Raw genomic sequence first — 25,892 nt, forward strand, 5'->3', positions numbered from 1 at the left:
CGGGCTGTCATAGCCGGTCCTGGTGTCCGCCGAGGTCTCGAACAGCGTCGCGATCAGTAACCACACCAGCGTCGGAGCCCAGCCCTACGGGCAGAACGCCCGCGCGACCCTCCCCGGGGCAGCGTCAGAGCAGCCGGACGACGATGACACGTTCCTCCGCCGACGTCATCCCGTCCGGGCCGGTACCCCGCACGGGGTCGGGGTAGGAGGGGCGCATGTTCAGGCATCGGCGGGTTCGGACGGCAGTGGTGCTCGTGGTCAGTTGGATGGCTTTGGCAGGAGTGGAACGTTGGGGTGAGCACGCATCGTGGCGGGGGGCTCTGCTCGGCGGGTTGGTGTGGGGGGTCGTGATCACCGGTGCCTGGTGGTTCGCCGAATGGACGCAGATCGGCCACGCCGGGGTGGCGCGGTCCGTTGGCAGGGCGGATGACGAAAGGAGGCCCGCGGGCCGGCACCAGAGGTCCTGACGCGGGGAACCGCCGCGGCGGCGGGAGCGGCCGGGCGGCCGCCCCCGCAGTCCGTCACACGGCGGTCGTGACCTGGGCGAGGTCCTGGCGCAGCGCCTGCCACCAGAGGTCCTCTTCGTGCGGTCCGGTCAGGAAGTGGGCGGCCGGCAGGCTGCGCGAGGTGAGGCGGTCGCTCTCGTCGTGCCAGGCGAGGGTCGAGGCCGCCGGTATCGCCGAGTCCGCGGCGCCGTGGTAGACGAAGACCGGGCACCGCAGCCGCTCGTGGGACTCGGGCCTGAGGTAGCTCTCGCTCGCGTGGAGTTCCGCCCGGATGGTGGGGAGGAACAGTTCGAGGAACTCCTCCTCCCCCTCCAGGTCCGGGCTCAGCCCGCCGATCCCGGCGAGTTCGGTGAGCAGTTCCGCGTCGGCCATCGAGCGCCAGTTGATCGCCGGCAGGGGCGTGGAGGGGGCCCGCTGGCTGGCTGCGAACACGGCCTCGACCGGCTTGCCGGCCGCCTCCAGCCGCGCGGCCACGTCGTACGCCACGAGCGCGCCGTAGCTGATTCCGGCGAACGCCAGGCGCTCGCCGGCCGCGATGCGTTCGGACAGCGACCGCAGCGCGTACTCGCTCACCGCGGCGACGTCCGGGAAGGGCTCGTCGAAGAGCCGTCCCTCGCGGCCCGGCAGAGTGGGCAGGACCAGTTCCACTCCGTCGGGCAGTTCCTCCCGCCAGCTGCGGAATCGTCCCAGCCCGCCCCCGGCGTGCGGAAAGCACACGAGGGTCAGGGTGTTCGGGGCTGACATGTGACACCTCTGTCGTTCGATGGTTGACCGCGCTCAGCGGCGGGCGCCGACTACCGCCGCGGGACCGATGCAGGCGAGCAGCTCGTCCAGTGCCTCGTAGAAGCCCTCGACCTCGGCGACCTCGTTGTAGAGGTAGGCGGAGACCCGCAGGATCTCCCCACCTGCCAGGCCGGTGACCAGCGGCTGCGAGCACATGTGGCCGCTGCGCACCATGTAGCCGTACGAGTCGCTCAGCATGCGGGCGACGTCGCCGGTCGGGACGCCCTGCTCCAGGCGCAGGCTCACCAGACCGATGCGGTCGGTGAGGTTCGGCGGTCCGATCAGGCGGACGCCGGGGCGGGTGAGCGCGCCGCCGACCAGCGCCCGGGCGACGTCCCGCTCGTGCTGGTGGAGCGCTGCGGGGTCCAGGGCTTCGAGGTAGCGGATCGCCGCGCCGGAGCCGATGACCGAGGCGATGGCCGGTGTGCCGGCCTCGAACTTGTAGGGCGTGCGGCGGTCGACGCTGCCGTCGAGGTCCACCCAGTCGACCATGCCGCCGCCGACGGTCAGCGGGCGCAGTGCCGAAAGGAGGCGGCTGCGGCCGAAGAGGACGCCCACCCCGGTGGGGCCCAGCATCTTGTGCATCGAGAAGGCGACGAAGTCGACGTCCAGCTCGTGCACGTTGAGGCGCTGGTGGGGCAGGGACTGCGCGGCGTCGAGGACGATGACCGCGTCGGTGGCGGAACGGATCTCGGCGATCAGTTCCGCCACCGGGTGGACGGTTCCGGTGACGTTCGAGCAGTGGGTGAGGGCGACGACCTTCGGCCGCTCGCGCAGCAGCTCCCGGAAGTGGTCGCGGTCGAGCCGGCCGTCGGCGTCGACGCGGGTCAGGGCGAGGCGGCCGGCGCGTCGCCAGGGCAGCATCTGGGAGTGGTGGGCGTCCATGCAGCCCACGATGTAGGCGTCCGGTTCCAGCTCCAGGCCCTGCGCGACGAGGTTGAGGGCCTCGCTGGTGTTGCGGGTCAGGACGACCTCGTTGGCCGCGGCGCCTATGTGGGACGCGATGAGCACGCGGGACGCCTCGTAGGCGTCGGACGCCTCCTCGGAGAGGCGGTGCTTTCCGCGGTGGATGTTCGCGCCGTTGGTCTCGTAGTACTCGGTGATGGCGCGGATGACGGCATCGGGCTTGAGGGTGGTGGCCGCGCTGTCGAGGTAGGAGATCCGCTGTCCGTCGATCTCCCGGCGCAGGGCGGGGAAGTCTTCCCGGTAGCTGTTTCGCACGATCATCAGGCACCTTCCGCGGATATCTGGGAGACGACCGGCTGGAACTTTCCGCTCCGCTCGCCGGCGATGTAGTCGACGGCCTCGAACCGCACCGGGTTCGGTGCCAGGGCCTCGGTCAGGCGGTGTTCGAGGGCGCTGCTCTGCGATCGGTCCGCCGCGGCGTTGGGGATGTACCGGAAGGTGCACGCACCGGTCCGGTCCTGTTCCAGCTTGTAGAGGTCGATGCCGGGGGCCTCGCCGACCAGGGCGTCGACGGCGCCGGGCGTGACGGTCCGGCCGTCCGTCAGCCGGATCATGTGGGTGGCCCGGCCCTCGATCCGCACCAGCGGCAGGTCGCTGCCGCAGGGGCAGCGGCCTTCCAGGGGGGTGAAGTGGTCTCCGGTGGCGTAGCGGATGCGCGGCACCAGGCCGTCGTCCACCGTGGTGACGTACAGCTCGCCGGTCTCGCCGTACGCGACGGGCAGGCCGTCCCGGATGAACTCCATGTGGAAGTCGCGGTCGTTGACGTGGCGGTTGCCGTGGTGGCACTCGAAGCCGAGGTAGCCCAGCTCGGACATGCCGATCATGTCTCCGACCGGCAGGTCCGGACCCATGAACTCCTCGATCTGGCGCCGCGCCACCCGGGTCATGAGGGTGTACCCGCACACCATGTGCAGGCGGCGCGGCGAGGTGATGGTGCGTTTGAGCCTGCGTGCCCAGCGGGTCAGGAACGCGAAGTGCGTGGGGTCCACGACCAGCAGGTCGGGCTCGTACAGCTCGATCTCGTCGAGGGCCTTGACGATCTGCCACTCCGGGGTGGCCAGGAGGTCGTGGGCCACGGTCAGCACGAGGGTGCCGTCCGCGAGGATCCGGTCCTCCATGGTGGAGAAACCCGTCGCGCACTCGACGTCCGAGCAGTTCGGCGGCGCGAAGCGGCAGATCCTGGGGCGGCTGCCGGGGCGCCAGAGCTCGTCGAAGCGGCGGTTGACGCCGAGGGCGGAGGCCTGCCGGCGCGCCAGGTCGTAGGAGAGGATGGCGCTGTTGAGCCGTTCGCCGGAGGTACCGGAACTCTGGAAGCGCATCACGTGCGGCGAGTTGAGGGTGTATCCCTTCGCGAGCACGCCCGCGGGGAAGTTGCGCCGGTAGTGGGGCTTGGAGGTCGGCGGCAGCCGCAGGAAGTCAGCGGGTTCCCGGATGTCCGCCGGGAGGAGGCCGCTGGCCTCCATGTGCTTGCGGAAGAAGACGGTGTTGTCGTAGGCGTAGGCGATCTCTTCGCGTACGGCCTCGAAGGTGCTCGGCTCGCTCATGCCATGGCCACCAGGACGCGGCGGTCGCCGGAGTAGGGGTTCCGGCCGTGCGAGAACTGCTCGTTGTCGACGATCATGACGTCGCCCGCCTGCCAGGGGAGGGCGATCTCCTCGGCGGCGTAGGCGGCCCGGACGTGGGCGAGGTCCTCGGGGTCCAAGGGGGTGCCGTCGCCGTACAGGGCGTTGCGGGGCAGCTCGTCCTCGGCGAAGTCGGCGCGCAGTTCGCTCTCGACGTGGGCGGGCAGCGAGCTGACGTGGAAGAGGTGCGCCTGGTTGAACCAGACCCTCTCGCCGGTCGCCCGGGCCTTGAGGGTCGCCTGCACCACGTGGCGGGTGCGCAGGCGCTCGCCGCCCAGCCACTGCGCCTCGATGCCGTGCCGTGCGCAGTAGGCGTCGACCTCGGCGCGGTCCTGGGTCTGGAAGACCTCCTGCCAGCTCAGGTCCATGCCGTGGCCGAAGTTGCGGACGTACATGACGCCGTGGCGCTCGAAACGCTCGCGTGTGGCCTGCGGCAGCCGGGCGTGGACGCGGGCGCTGTCGGCGACGGGGGTCTCGCCGCCCGTGGCGGCCGGGACGAGGCAGGTGAGGAAGAGCGTCGCCGGCCAGGAGTCGGCGTACGACATCTCGTTGTGCTGGGGGATGGTCTGGTCGGCCGGGTACTCGGTCGACGTGAAGACGTTCCCGTCGACGCGCCGGCGCGGAGTGGAGCGGTTGTCGTAGTCGCGCAGTCCTCCATCGAGGCCCGTGACGAGTTCCGCGAGGCCGGCGGCGTCGAGCGGGGCGAAGCCGCGCAGCAGGACGGCGCCGTGCTCGTCCCTCAGCCGGGCCAGGGTGTCGCCGGAGGTCGACAGCCATTCCCGGGCGTCGAGTCCGGGCACGGCCGGTGTGCAGGACACGGCCCGGGTTCCGTCGAGCAGCGGGGCGGTGCGGACCAGTGCCTGGCTGCTGACGGCGACGGACCGCCGCGTTCGGGTGAAACGGTCGCTCGGGCCGGTTCCGCTGGTTCGGGTCAACACGCCTGTGTCTCCTTCTTCTCCAGGAGCTGGTCGATGAACTCGGCGAGTTCCGATACGACGGGGAACTCGAAGAGGTTGCGCAGTTTGAAAGCCACCTTGAACTCGTCGCGCACCCTGGCGACCAGCTGGGTGGCGAGGAGCGAGTGCCCGCCGATCTCGAAGAAGTCGTCGTCGGCGCCGACCTGCCCGAGGAGCAGGAGCTGCGCCACTATGGCGGCGACGGCCTTCTCGGTCGCGGTGCGGGGCTCGACGTAGGACTCGGAGCCCTGGGTGTAGAAGCCCGGCTCGGGGAGCATCGAGGCGTCGATCTTGCCGCTGCTGGTCAGCGGGAAGGCGTCCAGTGCCACGAGGTGGGCGGGCAGCATGAAGTCCGGGAGGCGCTCGGCCAGGAACTCGCGGAGCCACTCCGCGGAGCCGCGGCCGCCTTCGGTGTCGATCAGGTAGCCGACGAGGTGGGCGCCCGTGCTTTCGCCGGCCTCGACGACGAGGCTGCCGGTGACCCGCGGGTGCTGGCGCATGACGGCTTCGATCTCGCCGAGTTCCACGCGGAAGCCGCGGAGTTTGATCTGGCGGTCGATGCGGCCGAGGAACTCCACCGTGAGATCGGGCAGGAGGCGCACCTTGTCGCCGGTGCGGTACATCCGCGCCGAGGGGTCCGTGACGAAGGGGTCGGTGACGAACCGTTCCTTTTGCTCTTCGGTCGGGGACAGGTAGCCCTGGGACACCGAGGAGCCGCCGATCCACAGCTCGCCCGGAACGCCGACCGGCAGCGGCCGGCGGTGTGGGTCGAGGACGTAGGCCCGCGCGTGGCGCATCGGTGTGCCCAGCGGAACGCTGGAGGCCAGCGCGGCCAGGTCGTCGGCGGCGCGGGCGCGCCCGCACAGGACGCCGACCGTCGTCTCGGTCGGCCCGTAGTGGTTGTAGAGCCGGCACTCGCCCAGGTAGCCCTCGAAGAGGTTGTACCAGCCCCAGCCGAACGGTTCGCCGCCCGCGACCAGGGCCTGGCGCGGCATCAGCCGCTCGGGCGCCTCGGCCACGGTGAAGACGGCCTCCAGGTGCGAGGGCGTGATCTTGAGGAGGTCGTAGTTCTCCGCGCAGAGCAGCTCGGCGAGCGCCTGCGCGTCCGCGGAGACCTCCGGGGCGACGACCAGCAGTGCGCCGCCGGTGACCAGCGGCGGGAACAGCGCGGTGTTGCCCAGGTCGGTGCCGAGGGTGCTCAGGGCGACCGAGTCGACCGGTCCGGTCAGCTCCAGCCGGTCGAGGACGCCGTCCAGGTAGGCCGCGAGCTGGCCGTGGCCGACCAGCACGCCCTTGGGCGTACCGGTGGATCCCGAGGTGAAGATGACGTAGGCGGGGTCGTCGTCGGAGGTCGCGACGTCCGGACGCGCGTCGTCGCGGCCGGCGCACACCGTCAGCTCCGCGTCCAGGAGGACGGTGTCGCACTCCGCGGGGAGGGCCGGGGCGGTCTCCCGGGTGGCGACGACGTGGCCGAAGCCGACCGCGTCGACGACGGCCGAGCGGCGCTTGGCCGGCAGGTGCGGGTCGATGGGCACGTAGCCGGCGCCGGCCTTGGCGATGGCCAGGATCGCGACGACGGCCAGGTCGGAGCGTTCCATGCAGAGGCCGACCAGTGCGCCGTGGCGCACCCCGCGCGCCAGGAGCTCGTTGGCCAGCCGGTTGGCGGCCAGGTCGAGGTCCCGGTAGCTCCAGGTGCGGGTGGCCGTTCGCAGGGCGGCCGCGTCCGGGGTCCGCTCCGCACTCCGCTCGACCTGCCGGTGCCAGTGATCGGCCGGGCGCTGCGGCGGCTGCTGCGGGTTGGTGAGCGCCACCAGCTCGCGCGCGGCCTGCTCGTCCAGCACGGCCAGGGTGGCAACGCTGGTCCCGAGGCCGGAGCCCAGCGCTGCCAGGGCGGCCCGCAGGCACACCAGCAGCGCCTCGGCGCCGCCCTGGGCCATGCCGAGGGTCTGGTGGCGCAGGGCGATACGGATCTCCCCGTCCGTGGCGCGCACCGCCAGGGCGACCTTGCGGGCGTGGTCGGCGGGCTCGGTCCAGGGGCCGGAGAAGACCGGCGCCGTGCCCGCGGTGAAAGCCGCGGCCTCGTGGAAGGAGAAGCCGGGGATGTGGGCGACGTGCTGCCAGGCCGGGTCCATGGAGGACTCGTCGGCCTGCTCGAAGGTGTCGAGTTCCAGGTCCACGGCGCGCAGCAGATCGCCGAGGGTCGTCTCGTCCCCGACCTGGGCGAGGACCGGTACGGGCGTCTCGAACAGGCCGATCGAGGTCTGCATCTCCTGGAACGGGCGGCGTGCGATCAGCGCGTTGACGGCGAGGCGCTCCGGCCGGCCGGCCGCGTGCCACAGGCCGGTGAACCAGCCGGTCAGCAGAACGGTGCGCAGACCGCCGGCGCAGTCCTGGCCGAGGAGGCGCAGCCGCTCGGCGAGCGGCCCCGGCACGGTCCATTCGAGGGTGGCGCGGTCCGTGTCGTCACAGAGCAGTTCCAGTGGCAGGTTGAGCGGGGGCAGGGCCGCGACCGCGGCCGCGCGGTCGGCGGCGAGTTCGCGCTGGCGCGGGCTCGGCGCGCCCTCCTCGGCCTGCCACTGGGCGTAGTCGGCGTACTGGACGACGTCGTCGCGGGTCCAGGGCGAGCCTGCCAGGCGTGCGGCGCAGGCGTCCCGCAGGTCCCGCAGGAAGACGTCCGCCGAGACGGTGTCCATGCTCAGCCGGGGGGCCGACACCACGAGCGAGTGCCGCCCGTCGGTGTGGGTGAACAGGACGAGGCGGACGGCGCCCGCGCCGTCCCCGGTGGTGCCCGGCTCCCGGGCCTCGTCGCGGACGAGCGCGGTGAACGCGGCGTCGTCGCCGGAGCGCTCCGACACGAGGACCCGCGGCTCGTCCTCGATGACCATCAAGGCGGCGCTGTTCTCGCCGAGCACCCGGCGGTACGCGGTCCGCAGGCTCTCGTGCGCCAGGGCGACGTCCCGCGCCGCGTCCGCCAGCACGGCGGGGTCGAGGGCGGAGCCGAGGGCCACCCCGGCGACCCTGCGGCCGCCGTCCCCGCCGCCGTCGAGGCCGAGGACGTGCTGCTGCTGCTTCGACAGGAGGAAGCCCTCCCAGGTCTGGGTCATCGGCTCGGCTCCGGTTCGATCCACAACTGCCCCTTGGTGTACTTGTTCCATGTGTCGACTGCGTCCTGGCCGAGGTATTCGGCGGCGATCTGCCAGAAACCCGCGTACTCGGCCGGGAGGTTGAGGTGGGAGTGACTGACCTGCTGCGGCATGTGCGCCAGGACGTCACCGAGCTTGAGGCGCAGCAGGTCCTCGAACTGCTCCCGGTCCAGCGGGATGTCCTCGCCGGTCCTGCGGTCCTTGAGGGCCGGCTGGCCCTTCGGACGCATGATGTTGCGGAAGCTCTTGCCGAGCGACGCGTAGTTCATGACGGAGAAGCGGTAGATCATCTCCTCCACGCGGGGTCCGACGACCGCACGGACCTCGACGCGCTTGTCCTCCGGGATGGACTCGACGTTGTCGTTGTGGAGCCCCTCGGTCCCGTAGACGCCGTGGAACAGTCCGGCCATGCAGACGTGGTCTCCCGCCTTCATGTCCTGGAGGATGGCGCACGCCCGGAACATGTGGTCCAGGAGCGTCTCGTCCTGGTGCGCGACCTTGTGCAGCCCCAGCTGCACGAGATCGTCTCGGTAGTGCTCTGTGTCAAGCATTCGCTCTTCCTCGGTTGTGTGGTGTCCGCCGGCGCCCGGTCCGGGCGCCGGCGTACGGGTGGTACTCATCCCTCGCGCACCGACACCCGCTGCGCGCGGACCTCCTTCCAGGACCGCGGCTTGCGCGCCTCGTCGCGGCCTTCCCAGAGGTCTTCCAGGGTTCGGTTGATCTGGCTGAGGCGCGTGTCCGGCTCGGTGGACAGCAGCGTCACGAGCGCGCGCAGGCAGTGCGTCAGACGGCGGACGGTGGGGTCGCGGAAGAGGCCGGCTCGGTAGTCGATCCCGCCTTCCATGCCCCCGTCGCCGGTGGCCACGAGCGTGAGCTTGATGTCGTGCACCGACAGCAGGAACTCGGCCTCCAGTTCCTCGACGCGCACGCCGGGCACGTCCCAGTCGGGCAGCGGGACGTCTTCGAGCAGGAACCACGTGCGGTACACCGGGGCCGACCCGCCCGCGCGGCGCTCCGGCCGGACGGCCTGGACGACGTGGTCGAACGGCACGTCCTGGTGGGCGTAGGCCTCCAGGGCGCTCTCGCGGACGTCCCTCAGCACGTCGGTGAAGGAGGGGTCGCCGGTGAACCTGGTCCGGATCGCGAGGCTGTTGACGAGGAACCCGATCGTGTTCTCCAGCTGCGGGTGGCCTCGGTGGCCGGCCGGTACGCCCACGACGACGTCCTGCTGGCGGCACCACCACTGGAGCAGTACCTGCCAGGCTGCGAGGTAGCCCATGAACGTGGTCGCGCGTTCGGCCGTGCAGACCTCCTTGAAGGCCGATGCCACCGCGGGTTCGAGCGCGAGGGGCGCCCGGGCCCCCTCGATCACCCCGGTGTCCTCGATGCCGTCCTCGGTGGGCAGGGCCAGGACGGGCAGCGGTGCTGCCAGCCGGCGGCGCCAGAAGTCGATCTGCTCCTTGAACGCCCCCGACGCGGCCTGCTCGGCCTCCCACAGGGCGACGTCGGCGTAGCTGACGCCGGGCTCCGGCAGGACGGAGGCGTTGCCGCTGCGGTAGAGCGCGCTGATCTCGCGCACCATGACCGAGGTGGACCAGGCGTCCCAGACGATGTGGTGCACGGAGACGACCAGGACGTGCTCCCGCGGGCCGACCCGCAGCAACCGGACCCGGAAGTGCGGGCCGCTGGTGAGGTCGAAGGGGGTGCGGGTCTCCTCGGCGATCACCCGCTCCGGCGCCAGCCTCTGCGGATCGTCGCTCACGTCGACGACCTGGAAGTCCAGTGCCTTCCCGGAGTCCGGGACCTGGCACGGTGCGTCCCCGGACGCCTCGAAGGACAGCGACAGGACGTCGTGCCGGCCGATGAACAGCTCGAACGCGCGGCGCAGGGCCGTGACGTCCAGCGGGCCGGTGAGGCGAAACGGCTGGACCAGGTTGTAGGTGGTGCTGTGGGGCGAGACCTGCTCGTGGAACCACAGCCGCGACTGGGCGGCCGTCAGCGGGACCGGCGCCCCCGGCTCGGCCCGCCGGACCGGCCCGGCCGGGGTGCCCGGCGCCGCGGCCCCGCGGACCGCGTCGATGGCGGCCGCGATCGACTCCAGTGTCGGGTTGTCGAAGATGACCCGGATGGGGATCTCCACCTCCAGTGCCTTGCGCAGGTGGACGACGGTGCGCATGGCGGTGAGGGAGTCACCGCCCAGCTCGAAGAAGTGGTCCTGCCGGCCGACCCGTTCGACCTGGAGCATTTCCGCCCACACCGCGGCGACGATCTTCTCGGCCTCGGTGGCCGCCGCCTCGAACACGGTGGAACCGGCCGGTTCGTCCGGGACCACCAACGCCTTGCGGTCGACCTTGCCGTTGGCGGTGAGCGGCAGCTCGGCGATCCCGACGACCGTCTCGGGCACCATGTAGGCGGGCAGCTTGGCGCCGAGGAACTCCCGTACGTCCGCCGGGACCTGGCGGCCCTCCTCGGGGACGACGAACGCGACCAGCCGCTTGGCTCCCTGGGGCCGGCCGTGGACGACGGCCGCCGCACCGCGCACGTCGGGGTGCTGGAGCAGCGCCATCTCGATCTCGCCCAGCTCGATCCGGTACCCCTGGATCTTGACCTGGAAGTCCTCACGTCCGAGGAACTCGATCTCGCCGCCGGGCAGGAACCGGCCCAGGTCGCCCGTCCTGTACAGGCGCTCGCCCGTCACGGGGTGGCGTACGAAGCTCGCGGCGGTCTTCGCCTCGTCCCGCAGGTAGCCCTCGGCCAGGCCGGCGCCGCCGATGCAGAGCTGGCCCGGCACGCCGGTGGGGCGCGGCCGGAAACTCTCGTCGAACACGTGGAAGGTCTGGTTGCGCATCGGGGAGCCGTACGGGATGGACGGCCAGTCCGCGGGCACCTCCCCGACGGGGTGCAGGATGGACCAGATGGACGCCTCCGTCGCGCCGCCGAGGCTGACGATCTCCGGCGCTGCGAGGACGCGCCGGATCCGCTCCGGCAGGGTGACCGGGAACCAGTCGCCGCTGAGCATCACCAGCCGCAGCGCGTCGCTGGTGACCCCGCTCACCGCCATGTGCTCCACCAGCAGCTCCATCAGCGCCGGTACGGAGTTCCACAGGGTGACGCCGGCGCTTTCGGCCAGCTCCAGCCAGACCGCGGGGTCGCGGTGTGAGCCCGGGTCGGGGACCACGACGGCGCCGCCGACGGCGAGCGGGCCGAAGATGTCGTACACGGAGAGGTCGAAGCTGAGAGACGACAGGGCCAGGGTCCGGTCGTCGGCGCCGACCCCGAAGCGGTCGTTGACGTCGACGACCGTGTTGAGGGCGCCGCGGTGACTGATCATCACGCCCTTGGGCACACCCGTGGACCCGGAGGTGAAGATCACGTACGCGAGGTCGCCGGGGCCCGTGGCGGGGCGGGTGGGCGTGTCCGTGCCCGGGTCGCACGCCAGCGCGTCCACGACGGACACCGTGCCGTCGGGGCCCAGCGGGCCGGTCATCCGCTCGGCGACCCACGACTGGGTCAGCACCGCGCGGACCTGTCCCTGCTCCAGCAGGAAGCGGATGCGCTCCTCGGGCAGTTCGGCGTCGACCGGCAGGTACGCGGCGCCCGAGGCCAGGATGCCGAGGACTGCGGCGCTCTGCTCCCACCCCTTCTCCATGACCACGGCGACCAGGTCGTTCGGGCGGACGTCGAGCGCGGTCAGACGGGCGGCGATCACCCGGGCGCGGCCGGCCAGTTCGCCGTAGCTCAGCGTCCGGTTCCGCGCGATCACGGCCGGGCGGTGCGGGGCGCGCTCGGCGAGGGCGAAGAAGGGCTCGTGCAGCAGGCCTTGCGGCAGGTGGCCCTCCGTCCGGTTGTACGCCTCGCGCAGGCGCGCCTCCTCGGCCGGCAGTAGCGACGGCAGCCGCGTGCCCCACCGCTCCTCGTCGTCGGCGAGCCACTCCAGCAGCTCCAGCGTGGCCCCGTGGACCGAGGCGACCAGGCCCTGCGGGAACAGGTCGTCGACCGCGTCGATGTCCAGGACCAGGGAGCCGTCCTGTTCGAAGACCTGGGCGTCGATCCAGACCTGCGGCGTCTGGGAGATGCTGAACACTTCCTCGCCGATGCCGGTGTCCTGGCCGTGGTCGAGGAAGAGGCTGGTGAAGACCGCCGGCATCGCCGCCTCGGGGCGCAGGCGCTTCATCTCGCGCAGGACGCGGACCCCGCTGAACAGACGGTGGTCGATGTCGGTCAGCAGCTGGTCGCGCACCGCACGGGCGCGCCCGGCGAACGTGTCGGTGGCGGCGGTGTCGATCTCCAGCAGGGTCACGGAGGTGAAGTCGCCGACGACGGCGTCGACACCCGGGTGGAGGGGCAGCCGGTTGGCCATGGGGAGGTTGAGGGTGAACCTGCGGTGGGTGGCCCAGGTCGCCATCGCCTCGCTGTACGCCGCGATGAGCAGCGCGGTGGGGGTGATGCCGCGGCGGGCGGCGGCGGCCTTGACCCGGTCCCAGCGCTCCTTGTCCAGCGTTCCGTTGACCCGGCTGAACCGGGGCGTGTCGATGGTGCGCGGGTCGCGGGCGAGCGGCAGTTCGGGGGCGGGGGCGAAGTCGGGCAGCCGCTCGCGCCAGTACGCCGCCGCACGCCCGTACAGGTCGCTCTCCTCCAGGCTCCGTTCGGCGAGGACGTAGTCGCGGAAGGAGAGCGCGGGCTCGGGCAGGTCGAGGTCCGGGTCGCGGTACAGCTCGGCGAGTTCGCCGAGCAGCAGGTTCGAGCTGCGGGCGTCGGTGATGAGGCCGTCGATGCTGTAGTGCAGACGGGTGCGGCCGTCGTCCAGGCGGCTGGCGCGCATTTCGAACAGGGGCCACTGCTCGGGGACGAACACCTGGTGGGACATGGCGTCGCGGGTGGCCTTCAAGGCCGCTCCCGCCTCGTCCTGCGGCAGACCGCGGAGGTCCTGGGTGGCGATGACGTAGTCGGGGACCTCGGCGAGGATCTGCTGCTCGCCGTGCGGGAGCACGACCGCGCGGAGCATCCCGTGGCGCCGGATGAGGCGGCGCAGAGCCCGTTCCAGGCGGGGCAGGTCGAGGTCGGTCGCCTCGAACTCCTCGTAGCCGTGCATGCCGACGTTGCCGATGTCGAAGACTCCGGTGCGGCCGATCCAGTAGGCCTGCTGCACGTCGGTCAGCGGGAAGGGCTCCGCCTCGGCGCCGGGGTCGGGCACGATGACGGGGAGCTCCTGCGGCGTGCCGTCCTGCGTCCCGCCCCGGGCGGCGTCCACCGCACGGGCCAGACCCCGCACCGTGGGATCTTCGATGAAGGTGCGCAAGGAGACCTCGACGCCGAAGAGGCCGCGGACGCGGGAGACGAGCTGGGTGGCGAGCAGTGAGTGGCCGCCCAGTTCGAAGAAGCCGTCCTGCGGGCCGATGGCCCGGGCGCCGAGGAGGTCTTCGAAGACCTCGGCGACCTGCCGTTCGGTGGGCTCCGTCCAGGCCGGTGCGGTCCGCGGCGCCGGCTCGGCCCCGTGGTGGGCCGCCGCGCCCTGCCCGGCCTCGGACCGATCGGACTGCGGCCGCTCGGACTCCGAATGATCGGACTCCGGCCGCGTCGTGGGCTCCCCGGTGCGGCAGCCGCAGGCGCCGGCCGCGGCGCGCGGCGGGTCGACCCAGCACCGCTCCCGTTCGAAGGGATAGGTGGGCAGGACGGTGCGCCGCGGCCGCTCGCCGCCGGACAGCGCCTCCCAGTCCACCTCGACGCCCTCGCACCAGAGTTCGCCGACGGCGTGCAGCAGGTCCGGCCCGTCCTCGTCGGCCACGGTGGGCAGGGACGCCACCGCGTCGATCCCGGCGGCGCGGGCCAGCCGTGTGAGCACCTGTCCGGGACCGGCCTCCAGGAGCACCGCCCCGGTGTCACGGACGGCGGTCAGGGCGCCGTCGAAGCGGACCGTGCCGCGGATCTGCCGGCCCCAGTACGCCGGGTCGGTGGCCTCCTCGTCGGTGATCCAGGTACCGGTCAGGTTCGACACGAACGGGATGCGGGGCGCCGAGAGCACGACGCGGGCGGCCTCGTCGGCGAAGGCGGCGGCCGCCTCGTCCATGAGCCGCGAGTGGAAGGCGTGCGAGGTCCGCAGGCGCTTCGAGACGACACCTCGCTCGGCGAGCCGGGCCTCGAAGGCCCGGGTGGCGTCGTCCGGGCCGGCCACCACGCACTCGCGGGACCCGTTGACGGCGGCGAGGTCGACCCCGTCGAGCAGCTCGGCGACCTCCTCCCGCGGCAGCGGGACGGCCGTCATCACCCCGGCCGGGGCGTCCTGCATCAGCCGGCCCCGCGCGGCGACCAGGCGCAGCGCGTCTTCCAGGGACATCACGCCGGCGAGGCAGGCCGCGACCAGCTCGCCCACGCTGTGCCCGACCATGGCCACGGGGCGCACGCCCCAGGACTCCCACAGCCGCGCGAGCGCGTACTCCAGGACGAAGAGGGCCGGCTGCGCCAGCGCGGTCCGGTGGATCTCCGCCTCGTCCTCGGGCGTCGGCCCGCCGAGGCCGAGCACCGGGCGTACGTCGATGCCGGCCAGCTCGTGCAGCAGGGCCGAGGCCCGGTCGGCCTCCGCCCTGAACACGGGCTCCTGCTCGTACGCGGCCCGGCCCATGCCCGTGCGCTGGGCCCCCTGTCCGGGGAAGGCGAGGACGGCGCCGCGGCCCCGGGGGGTGTCGTCCGTGCCGCGGCGCGTCACGGTCCCGGCGGTCAGCGACTCGACGGCCCCCGTGACGCCGTCGGCGACGACGAACCCGCGCCGGGGCAGCTGCCAGCGGCCGCGCTGGAGGGTGTACGCGACGTCCTCGAGGCGCTCGTGCGGGTGCTCCCGCAGGTGTTCGGCGAGCCGGCCGGCGGCCGTCGCGAGCGCGCTGGGGGTCGCGGCGGAGAGCGGCAGCACCTGGCGGGTGCGGCCCGCGGCGAGCGGGGCGCGGGCGGGTGCCTCCTCGAGGACGACGTGTGCGTTGGTGCCGCCGATGCCGAAGGAGCTGACGCCCGCCCTCAGACGCTCGCCCTCCCACGGCGTCAGGGCCGTGTTGACGTAGAAGGGGCTGTTCTCCAGGCCGAGTTGCGGGTTCGGCTGCTGGAAGTGCAGCGAGGGCGGCAGCTGCCTGGCCTTGAGTGCGAGGACCACCTTGATGAGGCCGACCACGCCGGCCGCGGTGTCCAGGTGCCCGATGTTGGTCTTCACCGAGCCGAGGGCGCAGCTGCCGGCGGGGGCGTCGCCGAAGACGTTCTTGAGCGCGGCCACCTCGATGGGGTCGCCGAGCGCCGTGCCGGTGCCGTGGGCCTCGATGTAGGAGATGGTGGACGGGTCCGCGTCGGCGACGGCGAGGGCCTCCGCGATCACGTCGGACTGGCCCTCGACGCTCGGTGCGGTGAAGCCGACCTTGCGCGCGCCGTCGTTGTTGACGGCCGAACCGCGGATCACCGCGTGGATCACGTCGCCGTCGGCGAGTGCGTCGTCGAGCCGCTTGAGGACCACGACGGCGGTGCCGCTGCCGGCCACGGTGCCGTCCGCGGCGGCGTCGAAGGCGCGGCAGTGGCCGTCGGAGGACTTGATGCCGCCGGGTTCGTGGCGGTAGCCCCGCCGCTGGGGTATCACCGTGGCACCGCCGGCGAGCGCCACGTCGCACTCGCCGCTGTTCAGGGCCTGGCACGCCGTGTGGACGGCGACGAGCGAGGTGGAGCAGCCGGTCTGGACGCTGACGCTCGGCCCGCGCAGGTCCAGTTTGAAGGAGATGCGGGTCGGCACGAAGTCCTTGTCGTTGCCGAGCGACGTCTGGAACTCGCCGATCCGGGCGACGAGGTCGCCGTTCGGCAGCAGGTTGTGGTGCAGGTAGGCGCTCTCGCCGACGCCCGCGTAGACGCCGGTGACCTTGTCCGTCGCGTCGGAGGGGCTTCCGGCGTGTTCGAGTGCCTCCCAGGCGCATTCGAGCAGCAGCCGGTGCTGCGGGTCGAGCATCTGGGCCTCGCGGGGGGAGAAGCCGAAGAAGGCGGCGTCGAAGCCCTCCATGTCGCGGAGCACGCCGAGCCTGCGCACGTAGTCGGGGCGGGCGGCTTCGGCGGGGGTGACTCCGGCGGCGAGGAGTTCTTCGTCCGTGAACGTGCTGATCGACTCGACGCCGTTCCTCAGGTTCTGCCAGAAGGCGTCCGGGGTGTCCGCGCCGGGACATCGCAGGGCCATTCCCACGACGGCGACCGCCCCGGCGGGCACCGCGCCGTCGTCCGTGATCTCGTTCGTCATTGCTGTCTCCAAGGTTTCGGGAGTCACCGCGCGGTCCTCCGCGGTGTCCGTGCGCGCGTTTGCGCCTTGCGTGCGGCCGCCCGGCGGCGTCCCGCGTCTCCGGTCGTGGTGGGGCCCTCCTCGCCGTCGGCGAGGTGCCGGGCAAGGCTGCGGACGGTGGGGTGCGCGAACAGGTCCACCACGGGCACCTGCCTTCCCAGCCGCTCCGCCAGCCGGGCCTGCACCCGCAGCAGGAGCAGCGAGTGCCCCCCGGCCTCGAAGAAGTTGTCCTCGGCGCCCACTTGGGCGACGGCCAGGACCTCGGCCCACACGGCGGCGACGAGCCGTTCCATCTCCCCGTGCAGCGGGGCGCGCGCGGTGGCGCCGCCCGCCGGGGCCGGAGCGGGCAGGGCGCGCCGGTCGGTCTTGCCGCGCTCGCCGCGCGGCAGGGCGTCCATGAGGACGAGCGCGGCGGGCACCATGTACTCCGGGAGCTTCCGGGCGAGGTGCTCGCGCAGCCCGTCCGCCGTGGCCGTGCCGCGGAGCGCGGCGTACCCGACGAGGACGGGCTTGCCGGGCACGTCCTCGCGCAGGACCACGGCCGCGTCCTTGACCTGCGGGTGCGCGCTCAGGGCGGCCTCGATCTCGCCGAGTTCGATCCGGAAGCCGCGGAGCTTGACCTGGTGGTCGGTGCGGCCGAGGAATTCGAGCGTGCCGTCGGCGGTCGCGCGGACCCGGTCGCCGGTGGCGTACATGCGCTCGCCCGGCGGTCCCCAGGGGTCGGGCAGGAACGCCGAGGCCGTCCGTCCGGGGTCTTCCAGGTAGCCCTGGGAGACGCCGGGGCCGGCGAGGTACAGGTCGCCGTGGACGCCCCGCGGGACCGGCCGCAGCCGCTCGTCCAGGACGTACGCGCGCACCCCCGGCAGCGGTCTGCCGATCGGGACGGTCGTCCCGCCGCGCGCGGCCCCGGGGGCGGGCTCGTGGAGGGTGGCCGTGATGGTGGTCTCCGTGGGCCCGTACGCGTTGAGCCAGCGCACCGTGGCGGGTGCCGAGGCCTGCCACTCGGCGAGCCGGCCGGCGTCGACCCGCTCGCTGCCGACCACGACGAGCCGCAGGGCTGGGCAGTCCGCCACCGGGTGCCGGTCGAGTACCGCGACCCATTCGTGCCAGTAGGAGGCGGGCAGGTTGAGCACGGTCAGCCGCTCACGCCGGGCCAGCGTGGTCAGCTCCGCCATTCCGGGTACCGGCCCGGCCGGGAGCATGACGACGTGCCCGCCCCGGATCAGGGTGGCGAAGAGCTCCTCGGCCGCGACGTCGAAGCCGAGGGACGCGAACTGCAGGACCCGGTCGTCGGGGTGCAGGCCGTAGCGGTCGGCGACGGCGCGCAGCGTGTGGGCGAGGTTGGCCTGGCTGACGCACACCCCCTTGGGGGTGCCGGTGGTCCCCGAGGTGTAGAGGACGTACGCCGTGGCGGCCGGGGGGACCGGGCGTGTTCCGGCGTCCTCGCCGGGCAGTCGGGCCGGCCCGCCGTCGCCGAGGGCTTCGGCGACGGTGACGAAGGGGACGCCGGCGCTCGCGCGGCCGCCGCTCGCGGCGCACCCCAGGACCAGGACCGCCCCCGAGTCGGCGACGACCTGGTCGAGGCGTTCCTGCGGGGCGCCGGCGTCGACGGGAACGTAGGCGGCGCCGGCCTTCATGACGGCGATCAGCGCCACCGGCCAGTCGGGGGACCGCTCCATGCACACCACGACCCGGCTGCCGGGCCGCACCCCGCGGGCGCGCAGACGGTGGTGGAGCCGGTCCGAACGGGCGGCGAGTTCGGCATGGCTGACCGAGCGGCCGTCCTGGCTGAGGGCGGTCCGCGCGCCCCAGCGCTGCGACGCGTCGGCCAGGAGTCCGAGCAGGGTGCCGGGGGCCTCGACGGGGTGGCCGTGGTGGCCGCCGACGAGTGATTCGAGCTCCGGCCCGTCGAGCATCGACAGATCGTGCAGCCGGGCTTCGGGGGTGGCCAGGGCGGATTCCAGCAGGGCGGTGAAGTGTCCCGCGAACCGCTCCACGGTCGCCCGGTCGAAGAGGTCCACGTCGTATTCGAGGACGCCGCGCAGGGCCCCCGTCTCCAGCGAGGACTCCTCCCACACCAGGGTGAGGTCGAACTTGGCGACCGGGGCGGCGGATTCCCGGACCGCCATGGCCAGGCCGGGCGCGAGGGCGACCTCCTCGGGCACCTTCTGCATCGCCATCATCACCTGGAACAACGGCGTCCAGCTCGGGTCGCGGGACGGCCCGACGGCCTCCACGACCTGCTCGAACGGCACGTCCTGGTGGCCGAGGGCGCCGAGCGCGCCCTCCCGGACGGTGGCGAGGAACCCGGCGAACGTCTGCTCCTCGTCCCAGCGCGAACGGAGCACCAGGGTGTTGACGAAGAACCCGATCAGGTCGTCGAGTTCCGGGCGCACCCGGCCCGACGCGGGAGTGCCGACGCTGACGTCGCGCACCCCCGCGTACCGGCCCAGCAGCAGCGAGAAGACCGCGAGCAGGGTCATGAACCGGGTCGTGCCGAGGCGTCCGCTCACTTCGCCGAGCCGGGCGGTCAGGGCGGCCGGCAGCCGCACGGGGACCGTGGCGCCGACGTGCCGGGGGGCGGCCGGGCGGGGGCGGTCGGTGGGCAGCTCCAGGACGGGCGGCGCTGCGGCCAGGCAGTCGCGCCAGTACCCGAGTTGGCTCTCCCGGGCGGGCCCGTCCAGGAGGGCGCGCTGCCAGACGGCGTAGTCCGGGTACTGGACCGGGAGCGGCGGCAGCGGGTCGGGACCGCCGTCTGCCGCGGCCCGGTACAGCGCGGTGAGGTCGCGCAGGAGCACACCGACCGAAGCGCCGTCGCAGACGGCGTGGTGCATCGTCAGCAGGAGGACGCAGCGCCGCTCGTCCACGCGTAGCAGGCGGAAGCGGGCGAGCGGTCCGGCGGTGAGGTCGAAGGGGCGCGAGGCCTCCTCCCGGGCCCGCTCGGTGGCCGCCGCTTCGCGCTCGGGCCCGGGCAGGTGACGCAGGTCCTCGGTCGCCCACGTGACGTCACCGTCCGGGTCGACCACCTGGAGGGGGTCGCCGCCGGCCGTCGCCTCCAGCCGGGTGCGCAGCGAGGCGTGCCGCCCCACCAGGTCGCGCAGCGCGCGGTGCAGGGCGGCCGGGTCGAGGTCGCCGGTGAGGGTGAGCACGAGGGGGACGTTGTAGAGCGGGCTGCCGGGGGCGAGCCGGTCCAGGAACCACAGGCGCTGCTGGGCGAAGGACAGGGGCTGGGGAGCGGCACCCGCGGGGGCCAGGGGCGGGGCCGTGGCGGCGGAGCGGGCCGTGGCGGCGCGCCGCGCGAAGGCGGACACCGTGGGCGCCTCGAAGACGTCCCGCAGGCCGAGTTCGGTCCCGAGCGCGGCGGCGACGCGGCCGACGGCCTGGGCCGCCAGCAGGGAGTTGCCGCCGAGCGCGAAGAAGTCGTCGTCGGCGGAGGGCTCCGCCAGTCCCAGGACCTGCGACCAGACGCGGGCCACCAGCTCCTCGGTCTCGCCGCGGGGCGGCACCAGGGTCGCGGAACGCGCGCGGTCCCCTTCGGCCGGCTCGGGGAGCGCCGCGAGGTCGGCCTTGCCGTTCGGCGTCACGGGCAGTTCGTCCAGCATCACGTACCAGGTGGGGACCATGGCCGCGGGAAGCCGGTCCGCGACGAACGACCGCAGGGCGCGCGGCTCGGGCCGCTCGCGTCCCGTCGTGACGATGTAGGCGGCGAGCGCCCGCCGGTCGCCCTCGCCCTTGAGGACGACGACCGCCTCCTGTACGCCGGGACGGCCGCGGAGCACGTTCGCGATCTCGTCGGGCTCGATGCGGACGCCGCGGATCTTGACTTGGGAGTCGGCGCGGCCGAGGTACTCAAGGGTGCCGTCGGCGCGCCAGCGGGCGATGTCCCCGGTGCGGTAGAGGCGTTCGCCGGTGCCGAACGGGTTCGGTACGAACCGCTCCGCGGTCAGGCCGGGGCGTCCGGTGTAGCCGCGGGCGAGGCCGGGGCCACCGATGTGCAGTTCGCCCGGCATCGCGACGCCGGCGTGGCCGCCGCGGCGGTCGAGGACGTACAGCTCGGTGCCGGTGATCGGCCGGCCGATCGGGATCCGGTCCTCCGCGGCCGGGGTGCCGACGTCGTGGCGGCTCGCGATGGTGGTGCCCTCGGTGGGACCGTAGGCGTTGACGAGCCGGACGCCGGGGGCGGCATGGCGTACGGCGCGCACCCGGCGGACGTCCGCCGCCTCGCCCCCGAAGAAGAGCGTGCGCAGCGGCGCGAACAGGGCCGGGTCGGTGTCGGCGCACTTGTGGAAGACGGCCGTGGTGAGCAGCATCGAGGTGATGCCATCGGCCTCGATGCGCCGGCGCAGCGCGGAGGGCGCCACCACCTCGTGCTTGGGGAGGCCCACCAGCCGGGCACCGTTCAGCAGGGCTCCCCAGATCTCGAAGGTGGCCGCGTCGAACGAGGTGTTGGCGACCTGGCCGACGACGTCGGACGGGCCCCAGCCGAGGTAGTCGGTGTCACGGACCAGGCGCACGATCCCTCGGTGGGTGATGGCGACGCCCTTGGGGCGGCCGGTCGAGCCCGAGGTGTAGAGCACGCACGCCTGCTGGTCGGGGTGCGGCGGCACGCGCGGGGCGGGCGGGTCGGAGGGGACGGACCGCCCTTGGAGTTCGGCGGTCCGCACCACCGGGACGTCGCCACCGAAGGAGACGTCCCGGTCGGCGATCACCAGACGGGTCCGGCTGTCCTGGACCATGTAGGCCAGCCGTGCGTCGGGGTGGCCGGGGTCGAGCGGGACGTATGCCGCGCCGGCCATCAGCACCGCGAGCATCGCGACGACCAGCTCCGCGGAGGGCTCGAAGGCCAGTCCGACGGTGTTCTCGGCGCGCACCCCGCGTTCCCGGAGGGCGTCCGCCATCCGTTCCGCGCGGGAGCGCAGTTCTCGGTAGGTCAAGGTGGCGTCGGGGAACACCAAGGCCACGGCGTCCGGGTCGGTTCCGGGTCGGTCGAGGAGGGCCTCGACCACGCTGAGGGGGGTGGTGCGGCCCGGTGCGGTGCCCCAGGCGGTCAGCAGCGCCAGCTCCTCGGCCGTGGTGTGCCCGAGCGCGTGGAGCGGCGAGCCGGGGGCGGCCAGCGCGTTGTCCAGCAGGGTGGTGAAGTGTGCGGCGAAGCGTTCGGCGGTCGCCCGGTCGAGCAGGTCGGGGTCGTAGGCGAGCACGCCCGACCGGGTGCCGTCGGGGGACGGCGGGTCCCAGAGCAGTGCGAGGTCGGCGGGCGGCGCGGGGCGGGCGCCGCGCGAACCGGTCACCGTCGGGAAGGCCGGTGTCCGGGGAGAGGCGCCCGTCTCGCGTGGATCCGGAGCGGCTTGGGCCAGGGCCTGGCGGACCGCTGCGAGGAAGTCCGCGAAGGCGAGGGTCTCGTCGGCGTGCGCGGGCAGCGGCAGGAGGGTGTCCGGGGCCGAGGGGTCCGGGACGCCGACGATGACATCGGGCACGCCCGTGCAGCGGCTGACGAGCAGCGCGAAGACGGTGGTGAGTACCGTGAGCCGGTCGGCTGCGAGGCTGTCCGCGACGCGCTCCAGGCGCTCCTCGACCGGGCGGCCGAGGGAGAGCGCGAGCGAGTCGTGTGCTGCGCGGCGCCGGGCGGGCCGACGGCGGTCGGTGGGGAGCCCGGGCGCGGAGGGCTCCTCGGGGAGCCGGTCCCGCGCTGATGCGTTGGCCGCCACGTGGGGTTTCTCCTTCGAAGGGCATGGCTCGCCGGGGGACGGAGCCGGTGGTGGTCCGGTTCCGTCCCGTCGGCCGGGCGGGGATTACCTGGTGCTGGGGGTCCGCGGGGGTGTGCCGTCGCGGCGCCCGGTGCGGGCGCGGCTCGTACGGGACGCGGGTGCGTGGACCGCCGCGGCGGCCGTGCGGGCCGGGCCCCGTCCGCGGGAGGGGGCTTGACGGCAGGAGCCAGTGCTGTGGCCGGGAAGGTCTGCCGGGTCGCGGCGTCCGGTGCGGTGCAGCGCAAGGCGGAGGGCCGTGGCTCGTACCGGACGTACGCGCGCGGTGTCGACAACGGTGGGACACCTCCCAGCGGTAGCTGGGAGAGGTGCCGTGCCGGGCGCGGCGACCCGGTGAACCCTCCCGGTCACAGCACTAGCCGACGGGGTTCGGCTCCGCCGGGGATTCCTCCGGGTGCTCCAGCTCGCGCATCCGGCGCACGGGGGAGATCAGCACGATCAACGAGGGAACGAAGAGGCCGATCGCCGAGAGCACGACCGTCTCGCGCAGACCCAGGGTGGTGGCGAGGGCGCCGCCCATGAGGGAGCCGAGGGCGAGGGTGCCCCAGGAGAGCGAGCGCACGGTCGCGTTCACGCGGCCCTGCAGGTGCTCGGGGGTGATCGCCTGCCGGAAGCTGATGACGGTGACGTCCCACACGGGGATGCCGAAGAATCCGATGAAGGTCGCGACGCCCGCGAGTACGGCGGCGCCGAGGGAGTTCCCGTCCACGGTGGACAGGAGGAGGAATCCGAGGCCGGGCAGGGCCACGGCGGCGATCAGGGTGGGGCCGACGCCCAGCCGGGCGGTGAGCCGCTCGGACAGCAGGGCGCCGAGGAGTCCGCCGACGCTGCCGACCGCCACGATCAGGCCGACGGCCGCCGAGCTGAGTCCCGCCTCACGGATGAGGTAGAGGAAGTAGACGGCCATGACCGAGCTGAAGAACAGGCTGAGGAAGAAGACCGCGACGGTGCACCAGCGGAGCATGGGGTTGCGGCCGACGAGGGAGAACCCCTCGCGCAGCGAGGCCCAGACCGACTTCTTCCCCTCGGCGTCCGGTTCGGTCCGGGGGGCGGCGTCCGCCGGCATCCGGGTGAGCGCGAGCGCCGAGACGAGGTAGCTCACGGCGTCGACGGCGATCACGGCGGGGGCGCTGAGGACCCCGATCAGCGCGCCCGCGATGCCGGGGCCGGCGACCTCGGCGGTCGAGGCGGAGGCTTGCAGCTTGCCGTTGGCCTCCATCAGCCGGTCGCGGCCGACGAGCCCGGGAAGGTAGGACATGTAGGAGATCTCGAAGAAGACGGTCATGGTGCCCACCAGGAACGTCACGACGAGCAGCTGGGGGATCGTCAGCATGTCGAGGGCGTAGGCCACGGGGATCCAGGCGAGTGCGGCGAACCGGACCAGGTTCGCCGCGATCAGGATGGGCCGCCGGGCCCGCCGGTCCACCAGGACACCGACGAACAGTCCGAACAGCAGGAACGGCAACGATTCGAGGGCGCCCAGCAGACCGGCCTCCATCGGGGTCGCGTGGAGGACGACGACCGCGGTGAGGGGCAGTGCCACGTAGGTGATCTGGGTCCCCAGGAAGGAGACCGACTGACTCGCCCAGAAGAGGGCGAAGGCCCTGTTCCTGAAGACGGATCCGGGCGGACGGGTTGCCTCCACGGCAAACCTCCAGATTCGGCGGGAGGGGATCGACGGCGCGGGCCGGCCGGCCGGCGTCGGGCATGAACGAGCGTGCGGCCGAGGCGCGTACCGCGCCTCGTTCAGCCCAGGGAGGCGACCAGACTCAGCGGTCTCATGTCCGTCCAGTGCGCGTCGACGTAGGCGACGCACTCCGGACGGCCGGCCGGGCCGTGCACGACGGTCCAGCCGGCGGGAAGCCGGGCGAATTCAGGCCAGAGGGCGTGCTGGCCCTCGCCGTTCACCACTACGACGCAGCGGTCCTGGGGACCGTCGGACGGATCCGTCATCGGGTTGTCTCCTCGGGTCGCCTGGGAAGCGAGCGACGCACGGTGCCTGCCGGATTCGGCCAGGCGGGCCGCGCTGATGACATCACCTTTCCATGATGGATAGAAGTTTGGCAAGACCTTGCCAAGGTCGTGCCAGACGATTAGCGTGACGCCTTGTCCGGCTCGGACAACACCTCGGCAACGCGGTGCCGTACGCCTCTCATCCCCTGTTTCCGACAGTCGGGCGAGGGCGCGCCCGGCTCACGGGCCGTGCCATTTTCCTGACGCCTCACGGGGGATTTCCGACATGCGATGTACACGCCGAATCGGGGCCGTTCTCGGTCTGCTTGCCTTTGCCTTCGGCCTCGGCCGGATTTCGGATGCCGCGCTCACCTCGACGCCGGTCCACACGGTCTCGCTGGCAAGCTCCGCAAGCCCGGTGATCGACTGGCCGTGACAGTCGCCGTCATCCGCTTTTGCGGTTGATGACGGGGCCTCGCCAGGTTGCCACACCCCATCTTGTCAAAAATTGACAAGAGTTTGGGTGGTACGCAAACTAACAGTGGCGTAAGGGTGGGGGAAGGTGCGCGGAACAGCGCCTTCCCCCACTCCCGCATCCATCCGCAAGGGAAGGTTTCAGAGGTGGCCGATCAGTCCCACTTCGGCAGGCGGCTGCGCGCTCTGCGGCAAGAACGCGGACTCTCGCAGGCGCAGTTGGCCGACGGCACCATCTCCCCCGGCTACCTCTCCCGTCTGGAATCCGGCACCCGGCCGCCCACGCCGAAGGTCGCCGCCTACCTCGCCGAACGGCTCGGCGTGCCCGTGTCCGCCTTCGACGCCCCGGCCGCCGCGGCCCAGGCACCCGTCGAGTACCTGGTCGAGGCGATCACCGCCGAGTGCGGCGCCGACCACGTCGGCGCGCTGCTCGGCCGTGCCGTGGAGCACCCGGCCGGCCTGTCGCCCGCGCTGCGCTGGCTGGCTTTGTGGGCCCGGGCAGGGATCCGGTCCGACGACGCATCCGACGAAGAGCTCCTTGCCTCCGGCCGGGATCTGCTGCGCACCGCCGAGGAGAGCCGGATCCCGGAACTGCGGGCCCGCTCCCTCGTCTCCCTCTCCCGCCTCCACCGCTCGCTCGGCGACATCAAGGCGGCCCACGGCTTCGCTGCCGACGCCTACGCCGTCGCGGTCGACCACGAGCTGCCCCGGACCGACGCCGTGCGCGCCCTCATGGTCCTGATCTCCACGGAGGCCGAGTCGAGCAGGCTGCCCGAGGCACTCAAGCACCTGGCGGACCTGGAGCCGCTGTCGCGGGACACCCCACGGACCATGCGGGTCGAAGCCCTGTGGACCGCGGCCGGCGTGTACGTCCGGCACGGCAACCACCGGGCCGCCGAAGCCCGGCTCCTGGAAGCCATGGACCTCAACAGCAGCCGTGACGACCTCCGGCTGTGGATGCGGCTGCGCTTCGCCGCCGCCTCGCTCTACCTCCAGATGCACCCCTGCCGGCTCGCGGAGGCCCGTCGCGCCCTGGACGAGGTCGAGCCGGCCCTCGCCCTGGTCGCGACCGACACGCAGTACGTGGAGTTCCGCTCGATCCGGGCCCACGCGCATTTCCTGGCCGGTGAGATCGACGCGGCGCGCAAGCTGTGCGAGGAGATCGGCTGTGAGGCAGGGAAACTCGAATTCCGTGACCGGGTCCGGTTCCAGGTGCTGCTGCACCTGATCGAGATCAGGTCGGGAAACGTCACCACGGGTGTGCGCGCCATCGAGACACTGGCGCGGGAGGCTCACGAGGCGGCGAACATGGACCTCGCCGCGGAGATATGGAAGAACCTCGCGGAGACCCTCGCCTCCGCCCGCTCATAGGCCTCCTCGTGCCGTAGGGCCTGTCGTCGTGCCGGCCGGCCGAAGCCGTTGTCGTGCGCGGATGCC

The 25,892-nt window shown here is 72.9% G+C and carries 11 protein-coding genes; 1 reads left to right on the forward strand and 10 read right to left on the reverse strand.

Annotation, left to right across the window (positions count from 1 at the left end; translation table 11 throughout):
* Positions 1-521 precede the first annotated feature (521 nt).
* From IE207_RS25675 to IE207_RS25720, 10 genes are all read right to left on the reverse strand, one after another.
* A complete protein-coding gene (locus tag IE207_RS25675) occupies positions 522-1,250 on the reverse strand; it encodes a thioesterase II family protein (RefSeq protein ID WP_190186678.1) in 729 nt (242 codons plus the stop codon).
* A gap of 33 nt (positions 1,251-1,283) precedes the next feature.
* On the reverse strand, positions 1,284-2,516 hold the full coding sequence (locus tag IE207_RS25680; protein WP_190186679.1) for an aminotransferase class V-fold PLP-dependent enzyme: 1,233 nt from the start codon (positions 2,514-2,516) through the stop codon (positions 1,284-1,286).
* Entirely contained in the window at positions 2,516-3,799 is a 1,284-nt protein-coding gene (locus IE207_RS25685) for a phenylacetate--CoA ligase family protein (RefSeq protein WP_190186680.1), read from the reverse strand. Before IE207_RS25685 ends, IE207_RS25680 begins: the two co-directional genes overlap by 1 nt.
* Entirely contained in the window at positions 3,796-4,815 is a 1,020-nt protein-coding gene (locus IE207_RS25690) for a TauD/TfdA family dioxygenase (RefSeq protein WP_229873987.1), read from the reverse strand. Before IE207_RS25690 ends, IE207_RS25685 begins: the two co-directional genes overlap by 4 nt.
* Positions 4,809-7,937, reverse strand: coding sequence for a non-ribosomal peptide synthetase (locus IE207_RS25695; protein ID WP_229873989.1), 3,129 nt, complete (start codon positions 7,935-7,937; stop codon positions 4,809-4,811). The genes IE207_RS25690 and IE207_RS25695 overlap by 7 nt, the downstream gene beginning before the upstream one ends.
* Entirely contained in the window at positions 7,934-8,527 is a 594-nt protein-coding gene (locus IE207_RS25700) for a DUF6817 domain-containing protein (RefSeq protein WP_190186682.1), read from the reverse strand. The genes IE207_RS25695 and IE207_RS25700 overlap by 4 nt, the downstream gene beginning before the upstream one ends.
* A 65-nt stretch (positions 8,528-8,592) precedes the next feature.
* Complete coding sequence (locus IE207_RS25705) at positions 8,593-16,227, reverse strand: non-ribosomal peptide synthetase/type I polyketide synthase (protein ID WP_190186683.1); 7,635 nt, start codon at positions 16,225-16,227, stop codon at positions 8,593-8,595.
* 23 nt (positions 16,228-16,250) lie between these two features.
* Positions 16,251-21,971 (reverse strand): non-ribosomal peptide synthetase, encoded by a 5,721-nt coding sequence (locus IE207_RS25710; protein ID WP_190186684.1) that lies wholly within the window; start codon positions 21,969-21,971, stop codon positions 16,251-16,253.
* A gap of 412 nt (positions 21,972-22,383) precedes the next feature.
* Positions 22,384-23,673, reverse strand: a complete 1,290-nt coding sequence (locus IE207_RS25715) for an MFS transporter (protein ID WP_229873991.1) — start codon at positions 23,671-23,673, stop codon at positions 22,384-22,386.
* Positions 23,674-23,774: 101 nt separating this feature from the next.
* Positions 23,775-23,981, reverse strand: a complete 207-nt coding sequence (locus IE207_RS25720) for an MbtH family protein (protein WP_190186685.1) — start codon at positions 23,979-23,981, stop codon at positions 23,775-23,777.
* 621 nt (positions 23,982-24,602) lie between these two features.
* On the opposite strand from IE207_RS25720, the gene IE207_RS25725 reads away from it, so the two are divergent.
* Positions 24,603-25,826, forward strand: coding sequence for a helix-turn-helix domain-containing protein (locus tag IE207_RS25725; protein ID WP_190186686.1), 1,224 nt, complete (start codon positions 24,603-24,605; stop codon positions 25,824-25,826).
* Positions 25,827-25,892 lie beyond the last annotated feature (66 nt).

Source organism: Streptomyces cirratus (assembly GCF_014650775.1).
GTDB classification, from domain to species: domain Bacteria; phylum Actinomycetota; class Actinomycetes; order Streptomycetales; family Streptomycetaceae; genus Streptomyces; species Streptomyces cirratus.